Here is a 20,852-nt window from a genome sequence, read left to right on the forward strand (position 1 = left end):
CGGCGGCCCCGCCCGGGCACGGCTGCGGACGAAGCCTCACCGCCCAGGACGAGGCCCACAAGGAGTCAGCGCATGGCCCATACCGACGCTCCCAGCGAATCGCCCCGCGATCGCATCAACCCCGTGGTGTTCTACGGCTCGGCCATCGGCATCGTTGCCTTCGCGCTGTGGACCATGTTCTTCACCGAGGCGGCCGGCGGCGTCATCAATGCCGTGCTGGCCTGGATCTCGGACAGCTTCGGCTGGTTCTACTTCCTCGCGGTGGTGGCCTACCTGGTCTTCGTGATCGGCATCGGACTGTCCCGCTACGGCAAGCTGCGCCTGGGCCCGGCGCACTCGACGCCGGACTTCAACGTCATCACCTGGGCCGCGATGCTGTTCTCCGCCGGCATCGGCATCGACCTGCTGTTCTTCTGCATCGCCGAGCCGGTGACCCAGTTCCTCGCCCCACCGGTCGGCGAGGGCGGCACCCAGCAGGCCGCCCGCCACGCCATGGAGCTGACCTTCCTGCACTGGGGGCTATCGGGCTGGGGCATCTACACCCTGGTCGGCATGTCGCTGGCCTTCTTCAGCTATCGCCACGGCCTGCCGCTGACCATCCGCTCGGCGCTCTACCCGCTCTTCGGGCGCCGCATTCACGGCCCCATCGGCCACACCGTGGACATCGCCGCGGTGCTGGGCACCGTGTTCGGCATCGCCACAAGCCTCGGCATCGGCATCATCCAGCTCAACTTCGGCCTGCACTACATGTTCGGCCTGCCGGAGAACACCGTCACCCAGGCGGCGCTGGCGGTGCTGATCGTGGTCTTCTCGGCGATCTCGGCGGTGACCGGGGTCGACAAGGGCATCCGCCGGCTGTCCGAGTTCAACATGCTGCTGGCGGTGCTGCTGATGCTGTTCGTGCTGTTCACCGGCAAGACGCTGTTCCTGCTCAATGCCCTGGTGATGAACGTCGGCGACTACTTGGCCCACTTCGTCCGGCTATCGTTCGACACCTACGCCTTCGACCCGCCCGCCGACTGGCTCAATGCCTGGACGGTGTTCTTCTGGGCCTGGTGGATCGCCTGGGGCCCCTTCGTCGGGCTGTTCCTGGCCCGCATCTCCCGGGGCCGCACCATCCGCCAGTTCGTCACCGGCACCCTGATCCTGCCGCTGACCTTCATGATGGCGTGGATGTCGATCATGGGTAACAGCGCCATCGATCTGGTGATGGCCGGCAGCGCCAGCATCGCCGACTTCGGCGAGCAGGCCATGAACAATCCCGGCTCGTCGATCTATCTGTTCCTGCAGAACTACCCCTGGATCTGGCTGACCACCGGCATCACCACGGTGCTGGCCATCGTGTTCTTCGTCACCTCCGGGGATTCCGGCTCGCTGGTGCTCTCCAACCTGACCTCGGTGCTCACCGACCCCAACCACGACGCGCCCTCCTGGATGCGCATCCTGTGGGCGGCGATCATCGGCATCCTGACCCTGGCACTGCTGATGGCCGGCGGCCTGGGCGCCCTGCAGAGCGCCGTGGTGATCACCGGCCTGCCCTTCGCCTTCGTGCTGTTCCTGATGATGATCGGCCTGTTCAAGGCGCTGAAGGTCGAGGGCCTCAAGGAGGACAGCCTGCGCGGCAGCATGGCCGGCCACCTGTCGGGCCGCCTGCCCGGCGAAGCCGCGGGACACTCCTGGCGCCGGCGCCTCTCGCGGGCCATGAACTTCCCCAATCACGAGCAGGCCCGGCGCTTCCTCGGCGAGGCGGTCCGGCCGGCCATGGAGGAGATCCGCGAGGTGCTCGGCGATCAGGGCGTCAGCGCGGCCCTGGTCGCAGGCGAGGGAGCGGAGGAACACCTCGAGTTCAACGTCGACCTCGGCGACGAGCCGAGCTTCACCTACCAGGTCTGGCCGCATCGCTGCGCCATGCCCGCCTTCTCGATCCGCGCCACCCATGCCGGGACCCACTACTACCGGATGCAGGTGCACATCGGCGAGGGCGGCCAGGGCTACGACATCTACGGCTACACCAAGGAGCAGGTGATCGCCGACATCCTCGACCAGTACGAGCGCCACCTGTTCTTCCTGCACACCCAGCGGGAGCTTCCCGGCGGGGAGGCCCCCATGCCCGACGCCCCCTCCGCCAGCGGCGACTGATGACGCGACGAGGAACGACGCCATGAACGATGAGACCTTCGACCGGATCGTGGACTACGTGATCGTCGGCTCGGGCTCGGCCGGTTCGGTGCTGGCCGACCGGCTGAGCGCCGATGGCCAGCACCAGGTGCTGGTACTGGAGTTCGGCGGCAAGGACGACTCCATCTACATCCAGATGCCCATCGCCTTCTCGATCCCGCTCAACAAGCCCCGCTTCGACTGGGAGTTCCACACCGAGCCGGAACCCGGCCTCGGCGGGCGGCGCATTCATCAGGCGCGAGGCAAGGTGATCGGCGGCTCGTCCTCGATCAACGGCATGGCCTACGTGCGCGGCTGCGCCGGCGACTTCGACGAGTGGGTGGAACGCGGCGCCGTGGGCTGGAGCTATGCCGAGGTGCTGCCCTACTTCAAGCGCGCCGAGGACTGCCTCTACGGCGCCGATCCCTATCGCGCCAGCGGCGGCCCGCTCGGCGTCTGCAACGGCAACAACATGGCCAACCCGCTCTACCGCGCCTTCATCGAGGCCGGCCGCCAGGCCGGCTATGGCGAGACGGAAGACTACAACGGCTATCGCCAGGAAGGCTTCTGCCGCATGGACATGACGGTGCGTGACGGCGTGCGCTGCTCCACCGCCAACGCCTACCTCAAGCCGGCGCTGTCACGCGACAACCTGTCGCTCGAGATGCACGCCCTGACCACCCGGGTACTGATGGACGGCAAGCGCGCCGTGGGCGTCGAATACCGCCAGCGCGGCAAGACGCTTCGCGTGCGGGCGCGGCGCGAGGTGATCCTCTCGGCCAGCGCCCTCAATTCGCCCAAGCTGCTGATGCTGTCCGGCATCGGCCCCGCCGATCACCTCCGCGAGCACGGCATCGAGGTGGTCCACGATCTGCCCGGGGTGGGCGAGAACCTCCACGACCACCTCGAGGTCTGGGTGCAGCAGAGCTGTACCCAGAAGATCACCCTCAACGGCTGGCTCAACCCGCTGGCCCGGGCCTTGATCGGCGCCCGCTGGTTCTTCTTCAAGACCGGGCTCGGCGCCAGCAACCAGTTCGAGTCCAACGGCTACATCCGCAGCCGCGAGGGGCTGCGCTACCCGGACATCCAGTACCACTTCCTGGCCGGCGCCATCGCCTACGACGGCTCCAGCGCCGCCGAGGGCCACGGCTTCCAGGTCCACCTGGGCGCCAACAAGCCTCGCAGCCGCGGGCGCGTACGGCTGGCCTGTGCCGACCCCGAGGCCCCGCCCTCGATGTTCTTCAACTACCTGAACGACGAGGAAGACCGGGCCGACTACCGCCGCGCCCTGCGGCTGACTCGCGAGATCTTCGCCCAGCCCGCCTTCGACCCCTATCGCGGCGAGGAACTCTCCCCCGGCCCCGGGGTGCAGAGCGATGCCGAGATCGACGCCTGGGTCGCCGAGACCGCCGAGACCGCCTATCACCCCTGCGGCTCCTGCCGCATGGGCACCGACGCCATGGCGGTGGTCGACCCCGAGTGCCGCGTCCACGGCATCGAGGCCCTCAGGGTGATCGACTCCTCGATCATGCCCAGCGTCACCAACGGCAACATCAATGCACCGACCATCATGATCGGCGAGAAAGGCGCCGACCACGTCCTCGGCCGCGAGCCGCTGCCGCCATCCACGGCGCCGGCCTTCTCGCTGGAGGCCTGGCAGGTCAAGCAGCGCGAGGCCCCACCGCAGCGCCCGGCGGACTGAGCCGCCGGGCACGCCGGTCATCGCGGCCGCCACGCCCCGTATCGCGATACCGCGATCCGCCTACATCGCCACTTCGGCCGGCTTCACCAGGTCCTCGAACACGCCGAAGGCCAGCTGCATCACCTCGTGGTGGCTGCCGGCGCTGAAGGCGATCAGATCGGCCTCGGCCAGGTGCGGCGAGACGAACACCTCCATCTCGAACAGGTTGCCGAAGGGCGGCATCGCCCCCGGCTCGCAGTCGGGAAAGCGGTCCTGGAAGTCGGCTTCCCTGGCCAGCTCGACGCGGCTGGCGCCGACGGCCCCGGCGAAGCGCTGCAGGTCGACCCGGTCGGTGGCCGGCAGCACCGCCAGCGCCAATCGGCCGTCGATCTCGACCATCACGCTCTTGGCGAAGTGGCGGCCGGGCACGTGGGCCGCCTCGGCGACCTCCTGGGCGGTGTAGGCCGTCGAGTGCTGATGAATGACATACTTCACGCCGTTCTCGTCGAGAAAGCGTTTGACGCGCTCCATGGGCATGACAATTCCCTCCGCTATGGCATGAAAGAGCCGCTGCGCCGCCACCGGACGGCTCGAGGGTCACCTCATTTGCGGTATAGCCCATCCTCTTGCGCTCGGCGAGCTCGTCACCCGGTGTCCGTCAAGGCCTGAGCATCGACGGCCAAGGCACCGGGCCAACGCGAGCGGACCGGCGCCACCGCCTATGCTGGAAACAGGCTCGATCGCATGCAGGAGTGCCGCATGGAAGAGGTCACCCAGCAGTTTCTCGCCGGGCACGACGCCGCCATCCGGCTGGCCGTGGCCCTGCTGCTCGGCGCCCTGATCGGCATCGAGCGCGGCTGGGTGGCGCGCGAACAAAAGGCCGGCGAACGCATCGCCGGGGTGCGCACCCATGCCCTGGTCGGCCTGCTCGGCGGCCTCGCCGCCCTGCTCGCCGAGGCCGTCACCGAATGGGCCTTTCCGCTGCTGCTGGTCGTCGTCGCCGCGCTGGCCGGCAGCGCCTATCGCGCGCGGCTGCCGCAGAGTCGGGACTACAGCATCACCGGCCTGGTCGGCCTGCTGCTGACCTTCTGCTTCGGCGCCGTGGCGGTGGCCGTGGACCTGGCGCTGGCCGCGGCCTGCGCGGTGGTGACCGCGCTGATCCTCGACAACAAGCGCGAGATCCACGGCCTGCTGAATCGCCTGCAGGCCCACGAGCTGGACGCAGGCCTGAAGCTGTTGCTGATCACGGTGGTGATGCTGCCGCTGCTGCCCGACCGCGGCCTGGGCCCCGGCGAGGCGCTCAATCCGCGCGAACTGTGGTGGATGGTGGTGATGATCGCCGGCATCTCCTTCATCGGCTACTTCGCCATGCGCCTCGGCGGCGCCGCCAAGGGCATCCTGTTCACCAGCCTGTTCGCCGGGCTCAGCTCTTCTACCGCCCTGACCCTGCACTTCAGCCGCCTGTCGCGCCAGCAGGCGACCCTCGCGCCGCTGCTGGCGGCCGGGGTGCTGATCGCCTGCGGCACCATGTTCCCGCGCATCCTGCTCTACTGCCTGGTGATCCATCCGGCGCTGCTGCCGCGCCTGATCCTGCCGGTGGCGCTGATGACCCTGCTGCTCTATCTGCCGGCCCTGGTGCTGTGGCGCCGCCATCGCCAGGGGGCGCGCATCGAGCGCCCCGAGCGACACCAGAACCCGCTGGAGCTGCGCATGGCGCTGCTGTTCGGCGTGCTGCTGGCGGCGATCATGCTGCTCGGCCAGTGGCTCCAGGCCTGGCTCGGCGATGCCGGCATCTACCTGCTGGCGGCGGCCTCCGGCGTGGCCGACGTGGACGCCATCACCCTGTCGCTGACCCGCCTCTCGCGGGACGCCATCCCGCCCTCGACCGCGGTGCTCGGCATCATCCTGGCCGCCTCGATCAACAACCTGATCAAGGCCGGCATGGCCGCCGGGCTCGGCAGCGCGGCGCTGGGCAAGCGGGTCGCACCGCCGATGCTGCTGTCGCTGCTGGTCGGGTTAGGCGTGGCCTGGTGGCAGTGACGGCGCGCACGAGGGGCCCGCGTCCAGGTGCGGCTCGCCGTCCTGGCGGAAGTCGCGATGGATGCTCACGGTGAACAGCAGCCCGAAGGCGGCGTGGTCGGTGTCAGGATTCGGCTGGAAACGCTCGAGGGAACCGCCAAGCTGGGCCAGCACCGCTCGCGGGAAGATCGGGCCGGCGTGCTGGCCGGGCTGGGCGCCAGCGACGATCCGCTGTCCCGGCGGCTCGGCCGCTATGCCGAGTGCCATGCCCAGGGCATGTGCGAGACGGAGTGAGAGCGTGGCCGCCGGGACCCATGCGCGGCGCCGATCCCACGCATGGCCCCGGCTCGCCTCTTCCCCTGACACGGCGCATGCCGGCGCGAGATCTCCCCCCTAGCCGCGCAGGTCGCGGAAGGCCTCGATCACCCGTGTCGCCAATGCCTCGCCGGCCTCGCCGAGGCCATCCCGACGCACCAGCGCCAGCTGGTAGTCGCCCAGCGGCGGCAGGACGTCGCTGTCGAGGCGACGCAGCGGCAGACGGATCAAGGACAGGGGAAAGGGCGACACCGCCAGGTCGGCGAGCATGGCCGCCTCCTGCCCGGTGCAATGCTCACAGGTATAGGCGACCCGATAGCTCAGGCCGGCGCGTTCCAGGGCGTCCAGCGCCGTCTGGCGCCACGGGCAGCCGTGGTTGGCCAGCGCCACCGGCAGCGGCGATCGCCGGACGGCCACGCCGCCCTCGCACCCCGTCCAGACCAGGGGCTCTCGGTGCACCACCTCATCCCGCGCCGATCGCCCTTGCAGGCCCACGATGACCAGGATCAGGTCCAGCTCGCCGGTCTCCAGGCGCTGGCGCATGGTGGCGGTGGTGCCCACCACCACATCGACCTGTACCGCCGGGTGAGAGCGGGCGAACAGCGCCAGCACGCCGGGCAGGATATGGGTGCCGACATCGTCGGTGATGCCGAAGCCCACCCGTCCCTCCAGCGACGGCGCCAGGAACTGGGTCACCGCCTCCTCGTTGAGCTTGAGCAACCGACGCCCGTACCCCAGCAGCAGCTCGCCCTCCGGCGTGAGCCTCACGCGGCGCGCCTCGCGCACGAACAGCGACTGTCCCAGGGTCTCCTCCAGGCGCTTGATCTGCATGCTCAGCGCCGAAGGCGTGCGACACACCTGACGGGCGGCGCGGGTGAAGCTGCCGTTTTCGGCGATGGCGACGAAGGTACGCAGCACCTCGGTGTCCAGCAGCGGCGGCGAGGCCTGCCCGGCCTCGGGCATCCGGTTCATGGCCGTGACCCTTCAGAAAATCTGAAAAGCCAATGTAGTTCTTTTCGTTGGATTGATCAAAAGCCCCGCTCCATGCTGTCCACGAGGTCGCGACACTGCCCGGCCCCAAACCGATTCGGCGGCCGCTGGTGCGGTTCGCCACAGGGAGGTCCCCATGCGTCATGTCGAGTCCCGGCCGCAAAGGCCGCAGGTTTCCACCATGCCGGAGCTCTATCTGCCGGCCATGCCGCCGCTGGGGATGCTCCAGGGCCTGGCCCAGTGGTGGCATCACCTTCGCCATCGCTAGGTCCCCGGATAGACGAACGCCCCTCGCTCACCGCTCCGGGGTCAATGCCGACAGCGCCGCCTCGTCTTCGCATTCGAGCCCCAGGAAGCCGCCGGACTGGCGCCGCCACAGCGCCGCATAGAGGCCGTCGCGGGCCAGCAGCTCCTGGTGAGTGCCGACCTCGACGATGCGCCCCTCGTCGACCACCACCAGCCGGTCGAGCATGGCGATGGTCGACAGCCGGTGGGCGATGGCGATCACCGTCTTGCCCGCCATCAGCGCGTAGAGCTGCTCCTGGATCGCGGCCTCGACCTCGGAATCCAGCGCCGAGGTGGCCTCGTCGAGCACCAGCAGCGGCGCGTTCTTGAGCAGCACCCGGGCGATGGCGATGCGCTGACGCTGGCCGCCGGAGAGCTTCACCCCGCGTTCGCCGACGTGGGCGTCCAGGCCGCGCCGCCCCCTGGGATCGACCAGCTCGTCGAGGAAGCTGTCGGCGTGGGCCTGGCGCACCGCGCGCATGATCGCCTCGTCGTCGGCCTCCGGGCAGCCATAGCGGATGTTGTCGCGCACCGAGCGGTGCAGCAGCGAGGTGTCCTGGGTGACCATGCCGATGTGCCGGCGCAGCGATTCCTGGGTGACGCCGGCGATGTCCTGATCGTCGATCAGGATGCGCCCGCCCTGCAGGTCGTAGAAGCGCAGCAACAGGTGGGCGAGGGTCGACTTGCCGGCGCCGGAGCGGCCGATCAGCCCGACCTTCTCGCCCGGGGCGATGGTCAGGTCGAAGCCGTCGAACACCGGCCGTTCCAGCGCCGCCCCGGGGCGCTCGTAGCCGAAGCGCAGCGCCTCGAAGCGGATCCCGCCGCGGCTCACGGAAAGCTCACGCGCGTCCGGCGCGTCCTGCACCGCCGGCGTGCGGGCGATGGTGTTGATGCCGTCCTGCACGGTGCCGATGTTCTCGAACAGGCTCGCCACCTCCCACAGGATCCAGTCGGACATGAAGCGGATGCGCATCACCAGGGCGATGGCCACCGCGATCACCCCCAGCGACACCATCTCCAGGTACCAGGCGCCGATGGCCAGCGTCGCCACCGAGGCCAGCAGCAGCGAGTTGAGCGCGGTCAGCGACACCGACAGCCAGGTGGCCAGGCGCATCTGGCCGTGCACCGTGGTCATGAAGCCCTCCATGGCGTCGCGGGCGTAGGCCTCCTCGCGGCGACGGTCGGCGAACAGCTTGATGGTCTGGATGTTGCTGTAGCTGTCGACGATGCGCCCGGTCATGCGCGCCCGGGCGTCGGCCTGGGCCATGGACACCGCGCGCAGCCGCGGCACGAAGATCCGCATCAGGCCGATATAGCCGGCCAGCCACAGCACCAGCGGCGCCACCAGCCAGGGCTCGGCGCTGCCCAGCAGCCACATGGCGCCGACGAAGTAGACGGCCACGTAGACCAGCAGGTCCATCAGCTTCATGACCGTCTCGCGGATCGCCAGCGCCGTCTGCATCACCTTCTGCGAGACACGGCCGGCGAACTCGTCCTGGAAGAAGGCCATGCTCTGGGCCAGCATCTGGCGGTGCGAGAGCCAGCGGCCGAGCATCGGGTAGTTGCCGAAGATGCCCTGGTGGGTGAGCAGCGAGCGCAGCAGCACCAGCAGCGGCAGGCCCACCAGCACCAGCGCCGCCAGCCCCGCCAGGCGCCAGCCGTGGGCGGCGAAGAAGCCCTCGCGCTCGGCATTGGAGAGCCAGTCGACCAGCTGGCCCATGCTGTGGAAGAACACCAGCTCCACCGCCGAGACCAGCCCCGCGACCACCGACATGGCCACCAGCAGCCCCGCCACCGGGCGCGAATAGAAGCGGATGAAGGCGAACAGCCCGCGCGGCGGCACGCCCATCTCGCGCTCGGGATAGGGATCGACCAGGGTCTCGAAGAAGCGGAACATCGGCGCCTCCGGGCAGCGGGCATGCCTCCAGAATGCGCGCGCCGCCGACACCCGGCAAGGGCGCGGCGGCGCGATGGGGCTACCCGCGGGGTTCAGGCGGGGGGATCACCAGGTCAGGCAGATCTTGCCGAAGTGGCGGCCGGTTTCCTGGTGGCGGAAGGCGTCGGCGATCTCGCCGAGCGGGAACTCGCGATCGATCACCGGCATCATGCCGTTGGCCTCGATGGCGCGGACCATCTCCTGCTGCTGGGTGCGGCTGCCGACGATCAGCCCCTGCAGGCGGGCCTGCTTGGCCATCAGCTTGGCCGTGGGCACCTCACCGCCGACGCCGGTCAGCACGCCGATCAGCGAGATGTGGCCGCCGATGCGCACCGCCTCGATGGACTGCGCCAGGGTGCCCGGGCCGCCCACCTCGATCACGTGGTCGACGCCCTTGCCGCCGGTCAGCTCCTTCACCTTGCGGCCCCACTCGGGGTCCTCGCGGTAGTTGACCACATGCTCGGCGCCCAGCTCGCGCAGCCGCTGCATCTTGGCCTCGGACGACGAGGTGGCGATCACCCGGGCGCCCATCATGCGGGCGAACTGCAGGGCGAAGATCGACACGCCGCCGGTGCCCAGCACCAGCACGGTATCGCCGGCCTTGAGGCCGCCATCGCCCACCAGCGCACGCCAGGCGGTCAGGCCGGCGGTGGTCAGGGTCGCCGATTGGGCGTGGGACCAGCCCTCCGGCTGACGGGTGAAGCCGGTCGCCGGACGCACCACCGACTCGCGGGCGTAGCCGTCGATGCCGTCCCCCGGCACGGTGGCGAAGTCGCCGTGGCGCGCCGGGCCGTCCAGCCACTCGGGGAAGAAGGTGGACACCACCGCGTCACCGACGGCGAACTCGCTCACGCCCTCGCCGACCGCCTCGACCACCCCGGCGCCGTCCGACATCGGGATGCGGCCGTCCTCGGCGGGCGACGCGCCGGTCACCACCAGGTAGTCGTGGAAATTGAGCGAGCTGGCGTGCAGGCGCACGCGGATCTCGCCGGGGCCGGGCTCGCCGGGGGCCGGCTGCTCGCCGAGTTCGAGCCGATCGAGCCCGCCCGGGGCCTTGAGATTGACGACCTGCATGCTGCCTCCTGATACGTTTAATAGCTTGCTAACGTGAAACACAATGGGGGCATCCGCGCGACCTTCAAGGCCGCTCGTGCAGCCGCCAGTCATTGTCGGTGAGCGGCTCGCCCCCGCTCGGGGTGACGCGCACGGTATCGCTCACGCCGATGCCGAAGCGCCCCGGCAGGCGCAGACACAGCGGCAGATGGAAGACCATGTCCGCCTCGAGCTCGCGTTCCTGGCCGCGGGCGAGATAGCCGGTGCCCTCGACCCAGCTGGGCGGAAACTGGGCGCCCACCGAGTAGCCGAAGACGCCGGAGAAGAAGGCCCGCTCGGCGATCCCCGCGTTCAAGCCGGCGATGGCCGCCTCGCCGGCCCGGGCCGCGTCGTCGAAGGTGTTGCCCGGCCGCATCGCCGCGCACAGCGCCTCGAAGGCGGCCCGACAGGCGTCGCGCAGCGCCCGCATCTCATCGTCGGCGCGGCCGGCCACGGCGGTGCTCATCATCGGCGCCGTGTAGCGCTCGAAGGCCGAGCCGAACTCCAGGAACACCGGCTCGCCGGCGCCGATGGTGCGCCGCTTGTGATTGACGTGGATGGTGCCGGAACGCGGCCCGACGGTGACGATGGGCTGCAGGCTCATGAACTCGCTGCCCGCCGCCAGCATCGCCCGGGCGCCCTCCGCCGCCACCGCGTTGTCGGTGACGCCGGGGGCGATGACCTCGCGGGCGGCGCGGATGCCGAGCCCGGTGATCCGCGCGCTCTCGCGCAGGCAATCGAGCTCCCACGGGCTCTTCACCAGCCGCAGCGCATCGACCAGCGCCCCGCCGTCGTCGCGGAAGCGCCCGGTGCCGAGCCGCTCCTGCAGCGGCGCCAGCACGCCGTGACGCAGCCCGGCGCTCAATGGGTCGAGGCCGATGGCGCGATGGGGGGCCAGCGTCTCGGCCAGCGGTGCGACCACCTCCTCCGGGCTCTCCCAGCGATAGCCGAGCACCTCGTCGACCCGGGCGGTGACCACCGCCGGACCGGTCTCGATGGACGGCACCTGCAGCACCAGGCGCGCGGCATCGACCACCAGGCAGGCGTGCACCGAGACCTCGAAGGTGTGATAGCCGGTGAGATAGTAGAGATCGGCGGGATCGGTGAGCAGCAGCGCATCCAGGCCGGCCGCGGCCATGGCCTCGCGCAGGCGCCGGCAGCGGGCGTCGAGCTCGGCTTCGGGCACCGGCAGTTCGCTGCCGGCCAGGCGTTCGGCGAGGGCGTGGCGATAGGCGTGATGATCCATGCGGCGGACTCCAGCGGGGGGCCTTGGGCCAGTGTAGACGCCAGACGCCAGGGCGGCGGCGGGAAAATCAGGGCTGTCACCCTCGCCCGCTGTCTCGTAGAATCCAGTGCCGAGAACAGTCGCAACAGGAAAACGCAATGGGCAGGGCCTTCCAGAACCGCAAGGAATCCATGGCCAAGACGGCCGCCGCCAAGACCAAGGTCTACAGCAAGTACGGCCGCGAGATCTACGTCTGCGCCAAGCAGGGCGGCGTCGACCCCCACGGCAACCTGGCGCTGCGCGGCCTGATCGAGCGCGCCAAGAAGGACCAGGTGCCGTCCCACGTGATCGACAAGGCCCTGGACAAGGCCAGCGGCGCCGGCGGCGAGGACTTCGAGCCGGCGCGCTACGAGGGCTTCGGCCCGGGCAACGCCATGGTCATCGTCGAGTGCCTGACCGACAACCCGAACCGCACCATCGGCGACGTGCGCACCTGCTTCACCAAGACCAAGAGCAAGCTGGGCACCCCGGGCAGCGTCAGCCACATGTTCGACCACTGCGCCATCCTGGCCTTCCAGGGCAGCGACGAGGAGGCCGTGCTCGAGGCGCTGATGGAGGCCGACGTCGACGTCACCGACCTCGAGAACGAGGACGGCCACATCACCGTCTTCGCGCCGCACACCGAGTACGCCAAGGCCAAGCAGGCGCTGATCGACGCCTTCGGCGAGCTGGACTTCGAGACCGACGAGATCCAGTTCCTGCCCCAGGTCACCACCCCGGTGGAAGGCGACGACGTGGCGCTGTTCGAGAAGCTGCTGGACATGCTCAACGACGTGGACGACGTCCAGAACGTCTACCACAGCGCCGAGCTGCCCTGAGCCTCCCTGGCCCCAGGGCCAGGCACGACAGCGCAGGAACGACAGCGGCCGGCTCCCTCGGGAGCCGGCCGCTGGTCGTTGATGACGCGGATCACGCCGGCGTCAGGTCAGATGGCGCACCTCGAAGCGGGCGATCACCTCGCCCTCGGCGTCGAGCGGCTCGAGCCGGTCGGCCCGCATCCGATAGCCGGCCACGTGCTCGAGCATGGCGAGCCGGAATATGAGACGGCTCGTCAGGTCAGGTGACGCACCTCGAAGCGCGCCAGCACCTCGCCTTCGGCGTCGAGCAGCTCGAGCCGGTCGGCCCGCACCCGATAGCCGGCCACGTGTTCGAGCATGGCGAGCCGGAATATGAGACGGCTCGTCAGGTCAGATGGCGCACCTCGAAGCGCGCCAGCACCTCGCCTTCGGCGTCGAGCAGCTCGAGCCGGTCGGCCCGCACCCGATAGCCGGCCACGTGTTCGAGCATGGCGAGGAAACGCGGCTCGAGATCGTTGCCCGGCACGCAGGCCATGCGCGTGCTCGCCACGGTGCCGATGCTCATGCCGTCGCCCTTGCGACGGTACTCGCCGGTCAGCCGGTTGCAGCCGCCGAAGCCGGCCAGCCGGCCCCGCTCGCCGTGGAAGACCAGATGCGGTTCGCGCGAGCCCTCGGCCACGTCGACGGGCTCGCCACCCAGCTCGATCAGCTTCCAGTAGCTGTCCTCGAGGGTCTCGCTGACGAACTGCCCGGTGCGCTGCACGCGGTAGTTGAGCGAGGAATCGATCGCGTTGCCCTCGAGGTCGAGCATCTCCAGGCTGTCGGCGCCCTCGGCGACCCGCCACTGGCGCGGCCCCGCGTCGCCGCCCGCCAGCGTCAGGGTCTCGCCGCTGGCATCCAGCGACCACTCGCCCTGCTCATGGAAGCGGCGACCGTCGTCGTCGCCCAGATAGACCGACGAGAGGGTGTAGACGCCGTCGGGGAACAGCGAGATCTGGTAGCGAATCCCCGCACAGTCGGCACAGGGCAGCTCGCCGCGATAGCTGGCCGGCAGCTCGCCGAGTGCCGCCTCGGCCTGGGGAGAACGCTCGACGGCCGCACATCCTGCCAGCCACAGCGCCACGATCAGAAAATAAAAGAAGTGAAAGAGTCGTTTCATGGGCCATCATCCTGTTGATGAGTCAAAAAGCGTGCTTTCGACCGGCGTGATGACCCAAGGTTCGCCGTCAGGCCATCAACCGCTGATGCGGCGGGCGCGGAAGGTGCGTCCCTTCAGGCGGCCGCCGTTCAGCTGCGCCAGGGCGGGCTCGGCCAGCTCGCGCTCGACGGCGACATAGGTGCTGCGCGCGAGCACCTTGATCTTGCCGATCCGCGACCCGTCGAGGCCGCCCTCGCCGGTGAGGGCGCCGAGGATGTCGCCGGGGCGGATCTTCTGCTGCTTGCCGGCGCCGAGCTGCAGGGTCGCCATCGGCGCCCGCAGCGGCATCGGCTCGCCCTTCAGGCGCGGCAGCGCCTCGGTCTCGAGGGTCTGGCCGAGGAAGGCCTCGAGCCGTTCCAGTCGATGCGTCTCGTTCTCGCCGACCAGGGTGAAGGCCACGCCCTGGTGGCCGGCCCGGCCGGTGCGCCCGACCCGGTGCACGTGCACCTCGAGCTCCCGGGCGATGCGGTAGTTGAACACCGCGTCGAGCGCCGCGATGTCCAGCCCCCGGGCCGCCACGTCGGTGGCCACCAGCACCGAGGCGCTGCGGTTGGCGAACAGCACCAGCAGCCGGTCGCGGTCCTTCTGCTCCAGATCGCCGTGGAGCGCCAGCGCACTGATGCCCGCCCGGTCCAGCGCCTCGGCCAGCTCGCGGGTCTCCTGCTTGGTGTTGCAGAACACCACGCTGGCGGTCGGGCGCCGGTGCAGCAGCAGCAGGCGCAGGGCCTCGAAGCGCGCCGCGTCGTCCGCCACCCGGTAGAAGTGCTCGCGGATGGTGTCCTCGTCGTGGGGCTCCTCGATCGAGATCGCGACCGGGTCGCGGGTGCGCTCCTCGGCCAGCGGGCGCACGCCGTCGCCGTAGGTGGCGCTGAACAGCCAGGTCCGGCGGCTCTCCGGGGTCGCGGCGATGATCGCCTCCAGGGTCGCCTGGAAGCCCATGTCGAGCATGCGGTCGGCCTCGTCCAGCACCAGGGTGTCGAGGTCCGACAGCGCCAGGCTGCCACGGCGCAGGTGCTCCTCCACCCGACCCGGGGTACCGACGACGAGATGGGCGCCGTGGGCCAGCGAGGCCAGCTGCGGCCCCAGGGGCGCGCCGCCGCACAGCGTCAGCACCTTGATGTTGGGCAGGCCCCGCGCCAGCCGGCGCAGCTCCTCGGCGACCTGATCGGCGAGCTCTCGGGTCGGGCACAGCACCAGCCCCTGCACCCGGAAGCTGGCCGGCACGAGCCGCGACAGCAGGCCCAGCCCGAAGGCCGCGGTCTTGCCCGAGCCGGTCCGGGCCTGGGCGATCACGTCGCGTCCGTCGAGCATCGCCGGCAGGCTCTCGGCCTGGACCGGGGTCATCTGCCGATAGCCCAGCGAATCGAGGTTGGCGAGCAGCTCGGCGGAAAGCGGCAGGCGAGAGAAGGCGCCGGTGGCGGCGTCCTGGGAAGGGGCATCAGTCACGGAGGGAGACCTGTCTGGAACGGCATGAAAGCGGGAGGGCGACGCTACCCAGTTGCCGGCTCCGGGGCAAGGGAAAAAGTGGCCGGCCCCGGGGCAAGGGAAAAAGTGGCCGGCTTCGGGGCAAGGGAAAAAGTGGCCGGCACCGGGGCAAGCGGAAGAGCCGCCGGCCCCAGGGCCAGTGAGGAAGGGTCGCGCGCGCCCTCGCCGCCGCCTACTCCACGTGAATGGTGATGGGCTCGGAGGCCACGACCGGCTCGAAGCTCAGGTGGCGATAGTCGAGAAACAGCAGCTGCAGGGTGTGCTCGCCGGGCGACAGCTCCAGCGTGGTCTGGGTCTGGCCGCCGCCGAAGTGGCGGGTCTGCTCGGTGGCAGGCATCGGCGCGGTGAGATCCACCTCGTCGAGGGGCGTGTCGATCAGCAGGTGGTGGTGGCCGGTGTTCTCCACCTCGTTGCCGGCCGGGGCGACGCCCATGCCCTCGAGCCCCATGCGCACGGTGACGGGGCCCTCGACGGTGGCGCCGTCCTCGGGCGTGATGAAGTAGACCTCGGCGTCGGACGGCGCCGCGATGGGCTCCATCTGGGCCAGGGCGGCGGCCGGCAGCGCGGCGGCCAGCGAGACGATGCATCCTGCAAACCAATGACGCATGGCGATACCTCGATAGAAGAAGGCTGAAGTGTCAGGACGGTCCTTCGCCCGATGTCTGCCGGGCGGCCATCCGCGAGCGTGACGGTTTCAGTGTAACAACCATGAGGCATCGGGCCGACCACCGACACGCACGCGGGCCGATGCTAGCCATCGTCGGGCGGCTCGCTCAGACGAAAGGCGCGCCGCCTCAGCTCGTCGATGCGCTCGGGCGGCGTGTCGCGCGTCACCAGCGCGATATCGCCGGCGAAGATCGCCGGCACCCGGGCCTGCTGATCGAGCATCACCAGGCGCATCGCCTCGGCCATGGCCACGCCGTTGTCGTCGTTGATGCGCATGGCGGTGACGTCCAGGCCACCGTCCTGCAGCGCCTCCAGCTCGGCCGCGCCGCCGCCCCAGCCATTGAGCAGCACGTCCATGCGATCGGTCTCGCGCAGCGCCCGCAGTGCCGCCAGCGCCAGGTCGGTAGAGCCGGCGAAGATCATCTTCAGGTCGGGATGCTCCTGCAGGGTCTGCAGGGTGGCCCGATAGGCCTTCTCCGGGTCGCCGTCGGTGTCATAGCTCTCCACCTCCTCCAGTTCGGGGTGGCGGGCGGCCATGGCGTTGAAGGTGCCGTCGCGCATGCGGCTGACGTAGCCGGACGAGAAGTGCAGCGTCATGTACTTGCCCCGGTAGCCGGCCCGCTCGAGCATCCAGTCGGCGATCAGCCGCGTGCCCTGCACGTGGTCGAAGCCGACATAGAGAAAGGGCTGATCGTCCTCCCAGTCGGCCAGCGGCGTGGTGATGTTCTGCAGGATCAGCCGCGGCCGGCCAAGCGCCAACACGCGCTCGATCATGCGCAAATGCGGCACGGTATCGAGGGTGAAGATCAGGTAGTCCGGACGCCACTGCAGGGCCGTGTTCAGCTGCCGGGCCTGCAGGTCCACGTCCACCGTCGGCCGCGACAGGTAGATCTTCAGCTGGTAGGGAAGGCGCAGCGCGCGCAGCCTGGCCTCCATCGACGCCAGGCTGCGCCGCCAGTAGTCCGAGGCCTGCAGGGCGGGATAGATGACGGCGATGCGGATCTCGCGCCGGGGCGGCGCGGTCAGCGGCAGGGCCGGCGCCTGGACCCGCGCGTTGAAGTCCGCCATCAGCGCCGGCTGCTCGGGATGGCGCTGCAGGTAGTCATCGATGCGTATGAAGTCGTTCGCCGCTCGCGCCGACTCCCCTGGCATCACCACCATCCATAGCACGACCAGCTGCACGGCGAACCGGGCGATCGATTGGCATCCGGCCATCTTCGACCCCTTGTCATGTTACCGCCCCGCCCGCGACTCCGATCGGGGCACCAGGGGGCACTGTAGCGCATGACACGGGCCGTGGCGACGCGCCGGAACCCGCGCAACGTCGCCGAACCGACCGCCATCATCTAATAAGTTAACGCTTATATAACGTGTACCAGCACGAGCCGGGACAGCGCGGCGGCGTCAGGCCATGGCCGCGGGCGGGGCGATGACCAGCTGCAGGGCGATGGCGGCCATCATCAGGCCGATGGCGCCGTCGATGCAGCGCCACGCCAGCGGCCGCGACAGCCACGGCGAGAGCAGCGCCCCGCCCCAGGCCAGCAGGCTGAACCACAGGATCGAGGCGCTGCCGGCGCCGACCACGAACGCCACGGCGCTGTCCTGCTGGGCGCCGATCGAGGGAATCAGCAGCAGGGTATCGAGATAGACCTGGGGATTGAGCACCGTCACCGCCAGCGTCGCCAGCAGCACCCGGGCGATGCCGGTGTCGCGAGCCTGCTCCACCGCCAGCCCGGCGCGACCGACGGCGGCGCGATACAGCGCCTGGGCGGCCAGCCAGCCGAGGAAGGCCACGCCCAGCCAGCGCAGCGCCGCCAGGGTGCCGGGGAACGCCAGCAGCAGCGCGCTCATGCCGAACATGCCCGCGGTCAGCAGCAGCAGGTCGGTGCTCATGCACAGGCCCGCCGACCACCAGTGATAGCGGCGCCGCACGGCAAGCCCCAGCACGTAGGCGTTCTGTGCACCGATGGCGACGATGATCCCGCCGCACACCACCAGCCCGGCCAGATAACTCTCCAGCATCGATCCTCCCGATCGTCCCGATGAACATGGCACGGCGCCGGGCATTCCCGGGCCGTCGTGAGCGCCAGATTAGCCGCGGGGCGTTATACTGAAAAATCATCTTCCTAATACTGCATCAGTTCTTCTTATGATCGACTACAAGCTGCTCGAGGCGCTGGCCACGGTGATCGAGACCGGCGGCTTCGAGCGCGCCGGCGAGACGCTGGGGTTGTCCCAGTCGGCGGTCTCGCAGCGCATCAAGGCGCTGGAGATCCGCCTCGGCCAGCCGGTGCTGATCCGCCATCCGCAACTGGCCCCCACCCCGGCGGGCCGGCGGCTGCTCAACCACTATCAGCAGGTGCAGCTGCTGGAGCGCGACCTGCGTACCGCCCTGCCGACCCTGGACGCCGCCTCGCCGCGGCTGCGCATCGCCATCAACGCCGACAGCCTGGCCACCTGGTGGGCCGAGACCGTCGCCGAGCTGTGCCGCGAGGAAGGGCTGCTGCTCGACCTGGTCATCGAGGACCAGGACGTGGGCCTCAAGCGGCTGCGCGACGGCGAGGTGGCGGCCTGCCTGTGCGCCAGCGACCAGCCCATCGCCGGGGCCCGCTGCGTGCCGCTGGGCACCATGGTCTATCATCCCTTCGCCACGCCGGCCTACATCGCCCGCCATTTCCCCGACGGCCCCACCGAGGCGGCCTTCCGCCACGCGCCGGCGATCGTCTACGGCCCCCACGACCAGCTGCAGCACCGTTTCCTCGCCCAGTGCGGCTATCACGGCGCCTTTCCCTATCACCTCTGCCCCTCGTCGGAGGGCTTCGTGCGCCTGGCCACCGCCGGCATCGGCTACGGCATGATGCCGCGGCGCCAGGTGGCCGAGCTGGAGGACGCCGGCCGGCTCGCCAGCCTGGCCCCGTCGCACTGCCTCGAGGTGCCGCTCTACTGGCACTTCTGGCGCCACAGCGGCGCGCTGCTGGAACGACTGACGAGCGCGCTGGGCGAGGTGCAACTAACCTGAGCAGACGGTGCCAGGCCCCGAGCCGGCCGCTGTGTTCTTCTTCCGACGGAGCCTGCCCCACGATCGATCATTCATTCCAAGCCAAAGCCGATAAGGAGGTTCGCATGAAGGTCTACAAGCCCGAATGGCGCTGCACCCTGAGCGTGACCGAAGGCGCGGAAGCATCGGCCAGCTGGAAGACCCGCCTCGCCTGGCGGCTGAGACGGCTCGCCGACCGCCTGGACGGCGGTGGAAGGACGATCAGGCTCCACTGTCATACCGAGCCGACCGTGGCCCGGGAAGACATCGACGACTGCCTCGGCAAGGGCTTCCTCCTGGCCCAGGGGCTGCTCACCGAGCTCACCCAGCAGGCCGCCTGCGAGGACATCATGCGCGATGCCAAGGCGGAGCTCTTCGAACGGGCCGCCACCGATCCCAAACCCTGACCGCGATTCGCCGCCCTGCCATGGGCGGAGCGGCGACGGTCATCGAATCGCCATGCTGCACTGCAACAAAACGAGCTACACTGACGGTATCTCCCCCGAGAGGACCGCCACCATGCCGTCCACCACCGCGATCTTCGACAGCTATGTCCTGAAATGCTGGGCCGACACCGCTCGGCTCCAGACCCTCGCCCTGACGGCCCTGGCCGACTTTTTCGAAGATCGGCTCGATGATCGGCTCGAAGATCGACACGAAGACCGGCTCGAGACGCCTCCCGACAGGCGCCTCGACTGAGGCTCCGAGGCGTTCATCCCCGACACACGCCACGATCATGACGGCCGCCGCCCCGTGACAGCCGCCCGCATCCCGCCGACAATGCCGGGCTGCGCCCATCGTCCACGTGGAGTCTTGCATGCCGCTCGCCGTCAGCCTCATCGCCCCATCGTCCTTCACCGCCCCCGACGCCATCGATGCCGGCATTCGCGGCCTGGAGACACTGGGCGTGGAGGTTCACGTCGAGGCACCGCTGCAGGCCCCCGAACGCTACCTGGCCGGCAGCCGCGAGCATCGCCTGGCCCGGCTGCATGCCGCCTTCGATGACCCCGAGACCCGGGCGGTGTGGGCGGTGCGCGGCGGCTACGGCGCCGCCCAGCTGGTCGACGGCATCGACTGGGACCGCCTGGCCCGGGCGAACAAGCCGCTGATCGGCTACTCCGACGTCACCGTGCTGCTGGACCACTGCCACCGCCACGGCGTGCCGGCGATCCACGGCCCGGTGGCCAAGGCCGCCGGCGACCTGCTCGGGGGTGACGGAACAGGCGAGGCCGACGAGCGCGACATCGTGCGCCGCCAGTTCGAGGAGACCCTGGCGCTGATCGCCGGGCCGACCGCCCTCGACTACCCCCTCACCCCCTGGGCGAACGCGCCGACCCGCCTCGAAGGGCCGGTCACCGGCGGCAACCTCGCCACCATCGCCAGCCTGATCGGCACGCCCGCCGGCTTTTGCGCCCCGCCCGGCTCGCTGGTGATCCTCGAGGACGTGGGCGAGCCCTACTACCGCCTGGAGCGCGCGCTGTGGCAGCTGGTGCACGGCGGCGCCCTGGAGCACGCCGCCGCGGTGTGCCTGGGCACCTTCGAGGGCTGCCGGCCCTACGGCGACACGCCGCTCGAGGCCATCGTCGCCGAGACCCTGGCCCCGCTCGGCCTGCCGCTCTACACCGGCCTGCCCAGCGGCCACGGCCTGCACAACCGCCCCTGGCGCTACGGCGCCCCCGGCCGCATCGCCGATGGCAGGCTGCTCATCGCGTCCTGAGCCCGACCGGCGGCGTGCGCCGAGCACGCGGAGAAAATAATCGTCGAAAGCCTTTGACCTGGACGGCCGGACGTGACAATGTGGCGCCAGTTGGTGAGCAAGCAGCATGGTTCCAGAAGCAATCGATTTCTTTCGACCGCCTGTAATTGTATTTCTTGTTGTACCCGCTACTGATCCTGGGTAATACCAGAA

Annotated in this window: 21 protein-coding genes; 10 read left to right on the plus strand and 11 right to left on the minus strand. The window is 69.8% G+C overall.

All coding sequences use genetic code 11. The features are described 5' to 3' along the window. The first annotated feature begins 72 nt into the window (after nucleotides 1-72). Both betT and betA read left to right on the plus strand, forming a co-directional pair. A complete protein-coding gene (gene betT / locus FIU88_RS14310) occupies nucleotides 73-2,139 on the plus strand; it encodes a choline BCCT transporter BetT (protein ID WP_152479662.1) in 2,067 nt (688 codons plus the stop codon). A 22-nt stretch (nucleotides 2,140-2,161) separates the two neighbouring features. Further along, nucleotides 2,162-3,859, plus strand: a complete 1,698-nt coding sequence (betA, locus tag FIU88_RS14315; RefSeq protein ID WP_152479663.1) for a choline dehydrogenase — start codon at nucleotides 2,162-2,164, stop codon at nucleotides 3,857-3,859. Between the two features lie 60 nt (nucleotides 3,860-3,919). Here betA and FIU88_RS14320 read toward each other — a convergent pair whose 3' ends face one another. After that, nucleotides 3,920-4,375 carry an aminoacyl-tRNA deacylase gene (locus tag FIU88_RS14320; RefSeq protein WP_152479664.1) on the minus strand — a complete coding sequence of 152 codons (456 nt, stop codon included), beginning with the start codon at nucleotides 4,373-4,375 and terminating at the stop codon, nucleotides 3,920-3,922. A gap of 222 nt (nucleotides 4,376-4,597) precedes the next feature. On the opposite strand from FIU88_RS14320, the gene FIU88_RS14325 reads away from it, so the two are divergent. Together FIU88_RS14325 and FIU88_RS14330 are read left to right on the plus strand one after the other, a co-directional pair. After that, nucleotides 4,598-5,878, plus strand: coding sequence for a DUF4010 domain-containing protein (locus tag FIU88_RS14325; RefSeq protein WP_152479665.1), 1,281 nt, complete (start codon nucleotides 4,598-4,600; stop codon nucleotides 5,876-5,878). Nucleotides 5,879-5,935: 57 nt separating this feature from the next. After that, entirely contained in the window at nucleotides 5,936-6,151 is a 216-nt protein-coding gene (locus FIU88_RS14330) for a hypothetical protein (protein ID WP_216647279.1), read from the plus strand. Between the two features lie 99 nt (nucleotides 6,152-6,250). Here FIU88_RS14330 and FIU88_RS14335 read toward each other — a convergent pair whose 3' ends face one another. Continuing rightward, nucleotides 6,251-7,144, minus strand: coding sequence for a LysR family transcriptional regulator (locus FIU88_RS14335; protein WP_152479666.1), 894 nt, complete (start codon nucleotides 7,142-7,144; stop codon nucleotides 6,251-6,253). Between the two features lie 154 nt (nucleotides 7,145-7,298). On the opposite strand from FIU88_RS14335, the gene FIU88_RS19535 reads away from it, so the two are divergent. After that, a complete protein-coding gene (locus FIU88_RS19535) occupies nucleotides 7,299-7,430 on the plus strand; it encodes a hypothetical protein (protein WP_301339542.1) in 132 nt (43 codons plus the stop codon). A 27-nt stretch (nucleotides 7,431-7,457) separates the two neighbouring features. Here FIU88_RS19535 and FIU88_RS14340 read toward each other — a convergent pair whose 3' ends face one another. The 3 genes from FIU88_RS14340 to FIU88_RS14350 form a co-directional block, all read right to left on the minus strand. Then, on the minus strand, nucleotides 7,458-9,344 hold the full coding sequence (locus FIU88_RS14340) for an ABC transporter ATP-binding protein (RefSeq protein WP_152479667.1): 1,887 nt from the start codon (nucleotides 9,342-9,344) through the stop codon (nucleotides 7,458-7,460). Between the two features lie 105 nt (nucleotides 9,345-9,449). Beyond that, on the minus strand, nucleotides 9,450-10,457 hold the full coding sequence (locus FIU88_RS14345) for an NAD(P)-dependent alcohol dehydrogenase (protein ID WP_152479668.1): 1,008 nt from the start codon (nucleotides 10,455-10,457) through the stop codon (nucleotides 9,450-9,452). Between the two features lie 64 nt (nucleotides 10,458-10,521). Next, entirely contained in the window at nucleotides 10,522-11,721 is a 1,200-nt protein-coding gene (locus tag FIU88_RS14350; RefSeq protein WP_152479669.1) for a Xaa-Pro peptidase family protein, read from the minus strand. Between the two features lie 137 nt (nucleotides 11,722-11,858). Between FIU88_RS14350 and FIU88_RS14355 the strand changes: the two genes are divergently transcribed. Continuing rightward, on the plus strand, nucleotides 11,859-12,578 hold the full coding sequence (locus tag FIU88_RS14355) for a YebC/PmpR family DNA-binding transcriptional regulator (protein WP_152479670.1): 720 nt from the start codon (nucleotides 11,859-11,861) through the stop codon (nucleotides 12,576-12,578). A 233-nt stretch (nucleotides 12,579-12,811) separates the two neighbouring features. Here FIU88_RS14355 and FIU88_RS19340 read toward each other — a convergent pair whose 3' ends face one another. The 6 genes from FIU88_RS19340 to FIU88_RS14380 all read right to left on the minus strand — a co-directional run bounded on the left by FIU88_RS19340 (nucleotide 12,812) and on the right by FIU88_RS14380 (nucleotide 17,928). Next, complete coding sequence (locus FIU88_RS19340; RefSeq protein WP_216647280.1) at nucleotides 12,812-12,916, minus strand: META domain-containing protein; 105 nt, start codon at nucleotides 12,914-12,916, stop codon at nucleotides 12,812-12,814. Nucleotides 12,917-12,942: 26 nt separating this feature from the next. Beyond that, nucleotides 12,943-13,716 (minus strand): META domain-containing protein, encoded by a 774-nt coding sequence (locus FIU88_RS14360; RefSeq protein WP_152479671.1) that lies wholly within the window; start codon nucleotides 13,714-13,716, stop codon nucleotides 12,943-12,945. 75 nt (nucleotides 13,717-13,791) lie between these two features. Further along, nucleotides 13,792-15,201, minus strand: coding sequence for an ATP-dependent RNA helicase DbpA (gene dbpA / locus FIU88_RS14365; protein WP_152479672.1), 1,410 nt, complete (start codon nucleotides 15,199-15,201; stop codon nucleotides 13,792-13,794). Between the two features lie 211 nt (nucleotides 15,202-15,412). After that, on the minus strand, nucleotides 15,413-15,847 hold the full coding sequence (locus tag FIU88_RS14370) for a DUF4399 domain-containing protein (protein ID WP_016853574.1): 435 nt from the start codon (nucleotides 15,845-15,847) through the stop codon (nucleotides 15,413-15,415). 143 nt (nucleotides 15,848-15,990) lie between these two features. Next, nucleotides 15,991-17,121, minus strand: coding sequence for a substrate-binding domain-containing protein (locus tag FIU88_RS14375; protein WP_152479673.1), 1,131 nt, complete (start codon nucleotides 17,119-17,121; stop codon nucleotides 15,991-15,993). 189 nt (nucleotides 17,122-17,310) lie between these two features. Then, complete coding sequence (locus tag FIU88_RS14380) at nucleotides 17,311-17,928, minus strand: LysE/ArgO family amino acid transporter (protein WP_152479674.1); 618 nt, start codon at nucleotides 17,926-17,928, stop codon at nucleotides 17,311-17,313. A 127-nt stretch (nucleotides 17,929-18,055) separates the two neighbouring features. On the opposite strand from FIU88_RS14380, the gene FIU88_RS14385 reads away from it, so the two are divergent. From FIU88_RS14385 to FIU88_RS14400, 4 genes are all read left to right on the plus strand, one after another. After that, nucleotides 18,056-18,925, plus strand: coding sequence for a LysR family transcriptional regulator ArgP (locus tag FIU88_RS14385; RefSeq protein WP_152479675.1), 870 nt, complete (start codon nucleotides 18,056-18,058; stop codon nucleotides 18,923-18,925). A gap of 104 nt (nucleotides 18,926-19,029) precedes the next feature. Next, entirely contained in the window at nucleotides 19,030-19,350 is a 321-nt protein-coding gene (locus FIU88_RS14390; RefSeq protein WP_016853570.1) for a hypothetical protein, read from the plus strand. A 112-nt stretch (nucleotides 19,351-19,462) separates the two neighbouring features. Continuing rightward, nucleotides 19,463-19,642, plus strand: coding sequence for a hypothetical protein (locus FIU88_RS14395; RefSeq protein WP_152479676.1), 180 nt, complete (start codon nucleotides 19,463-19,465; stop codon nucleotides 19,640-19,642). Nucleotides 19,643-19,760: 118 nt separating this feature from the next. After that, on the plus strand, nucleotides 19,761-20,660 hold the full coding sequence (locus FIU88_RS14400; protein ID WP_152479677.1) for an LD-carboxypeptidase: 900 nt from the start codon (nucleotides 19,761-19,763) through the stop codon (nucleotides 20,658-20,660). The last annotated feature ends 192 nt before the right edge of the window (nucleotides 20,661-20,852 follow it).

The sequence above is a fragment of the Halomonas sp. THAF12 genome, from assembly GCF_009363675.1.
Lineage (GTDB): Bacteria > Pseudomonadota > Gammaproteobacteria > Pseudomonadales > Halomonadaceae > Halomonas > Halomonas smyrnensis.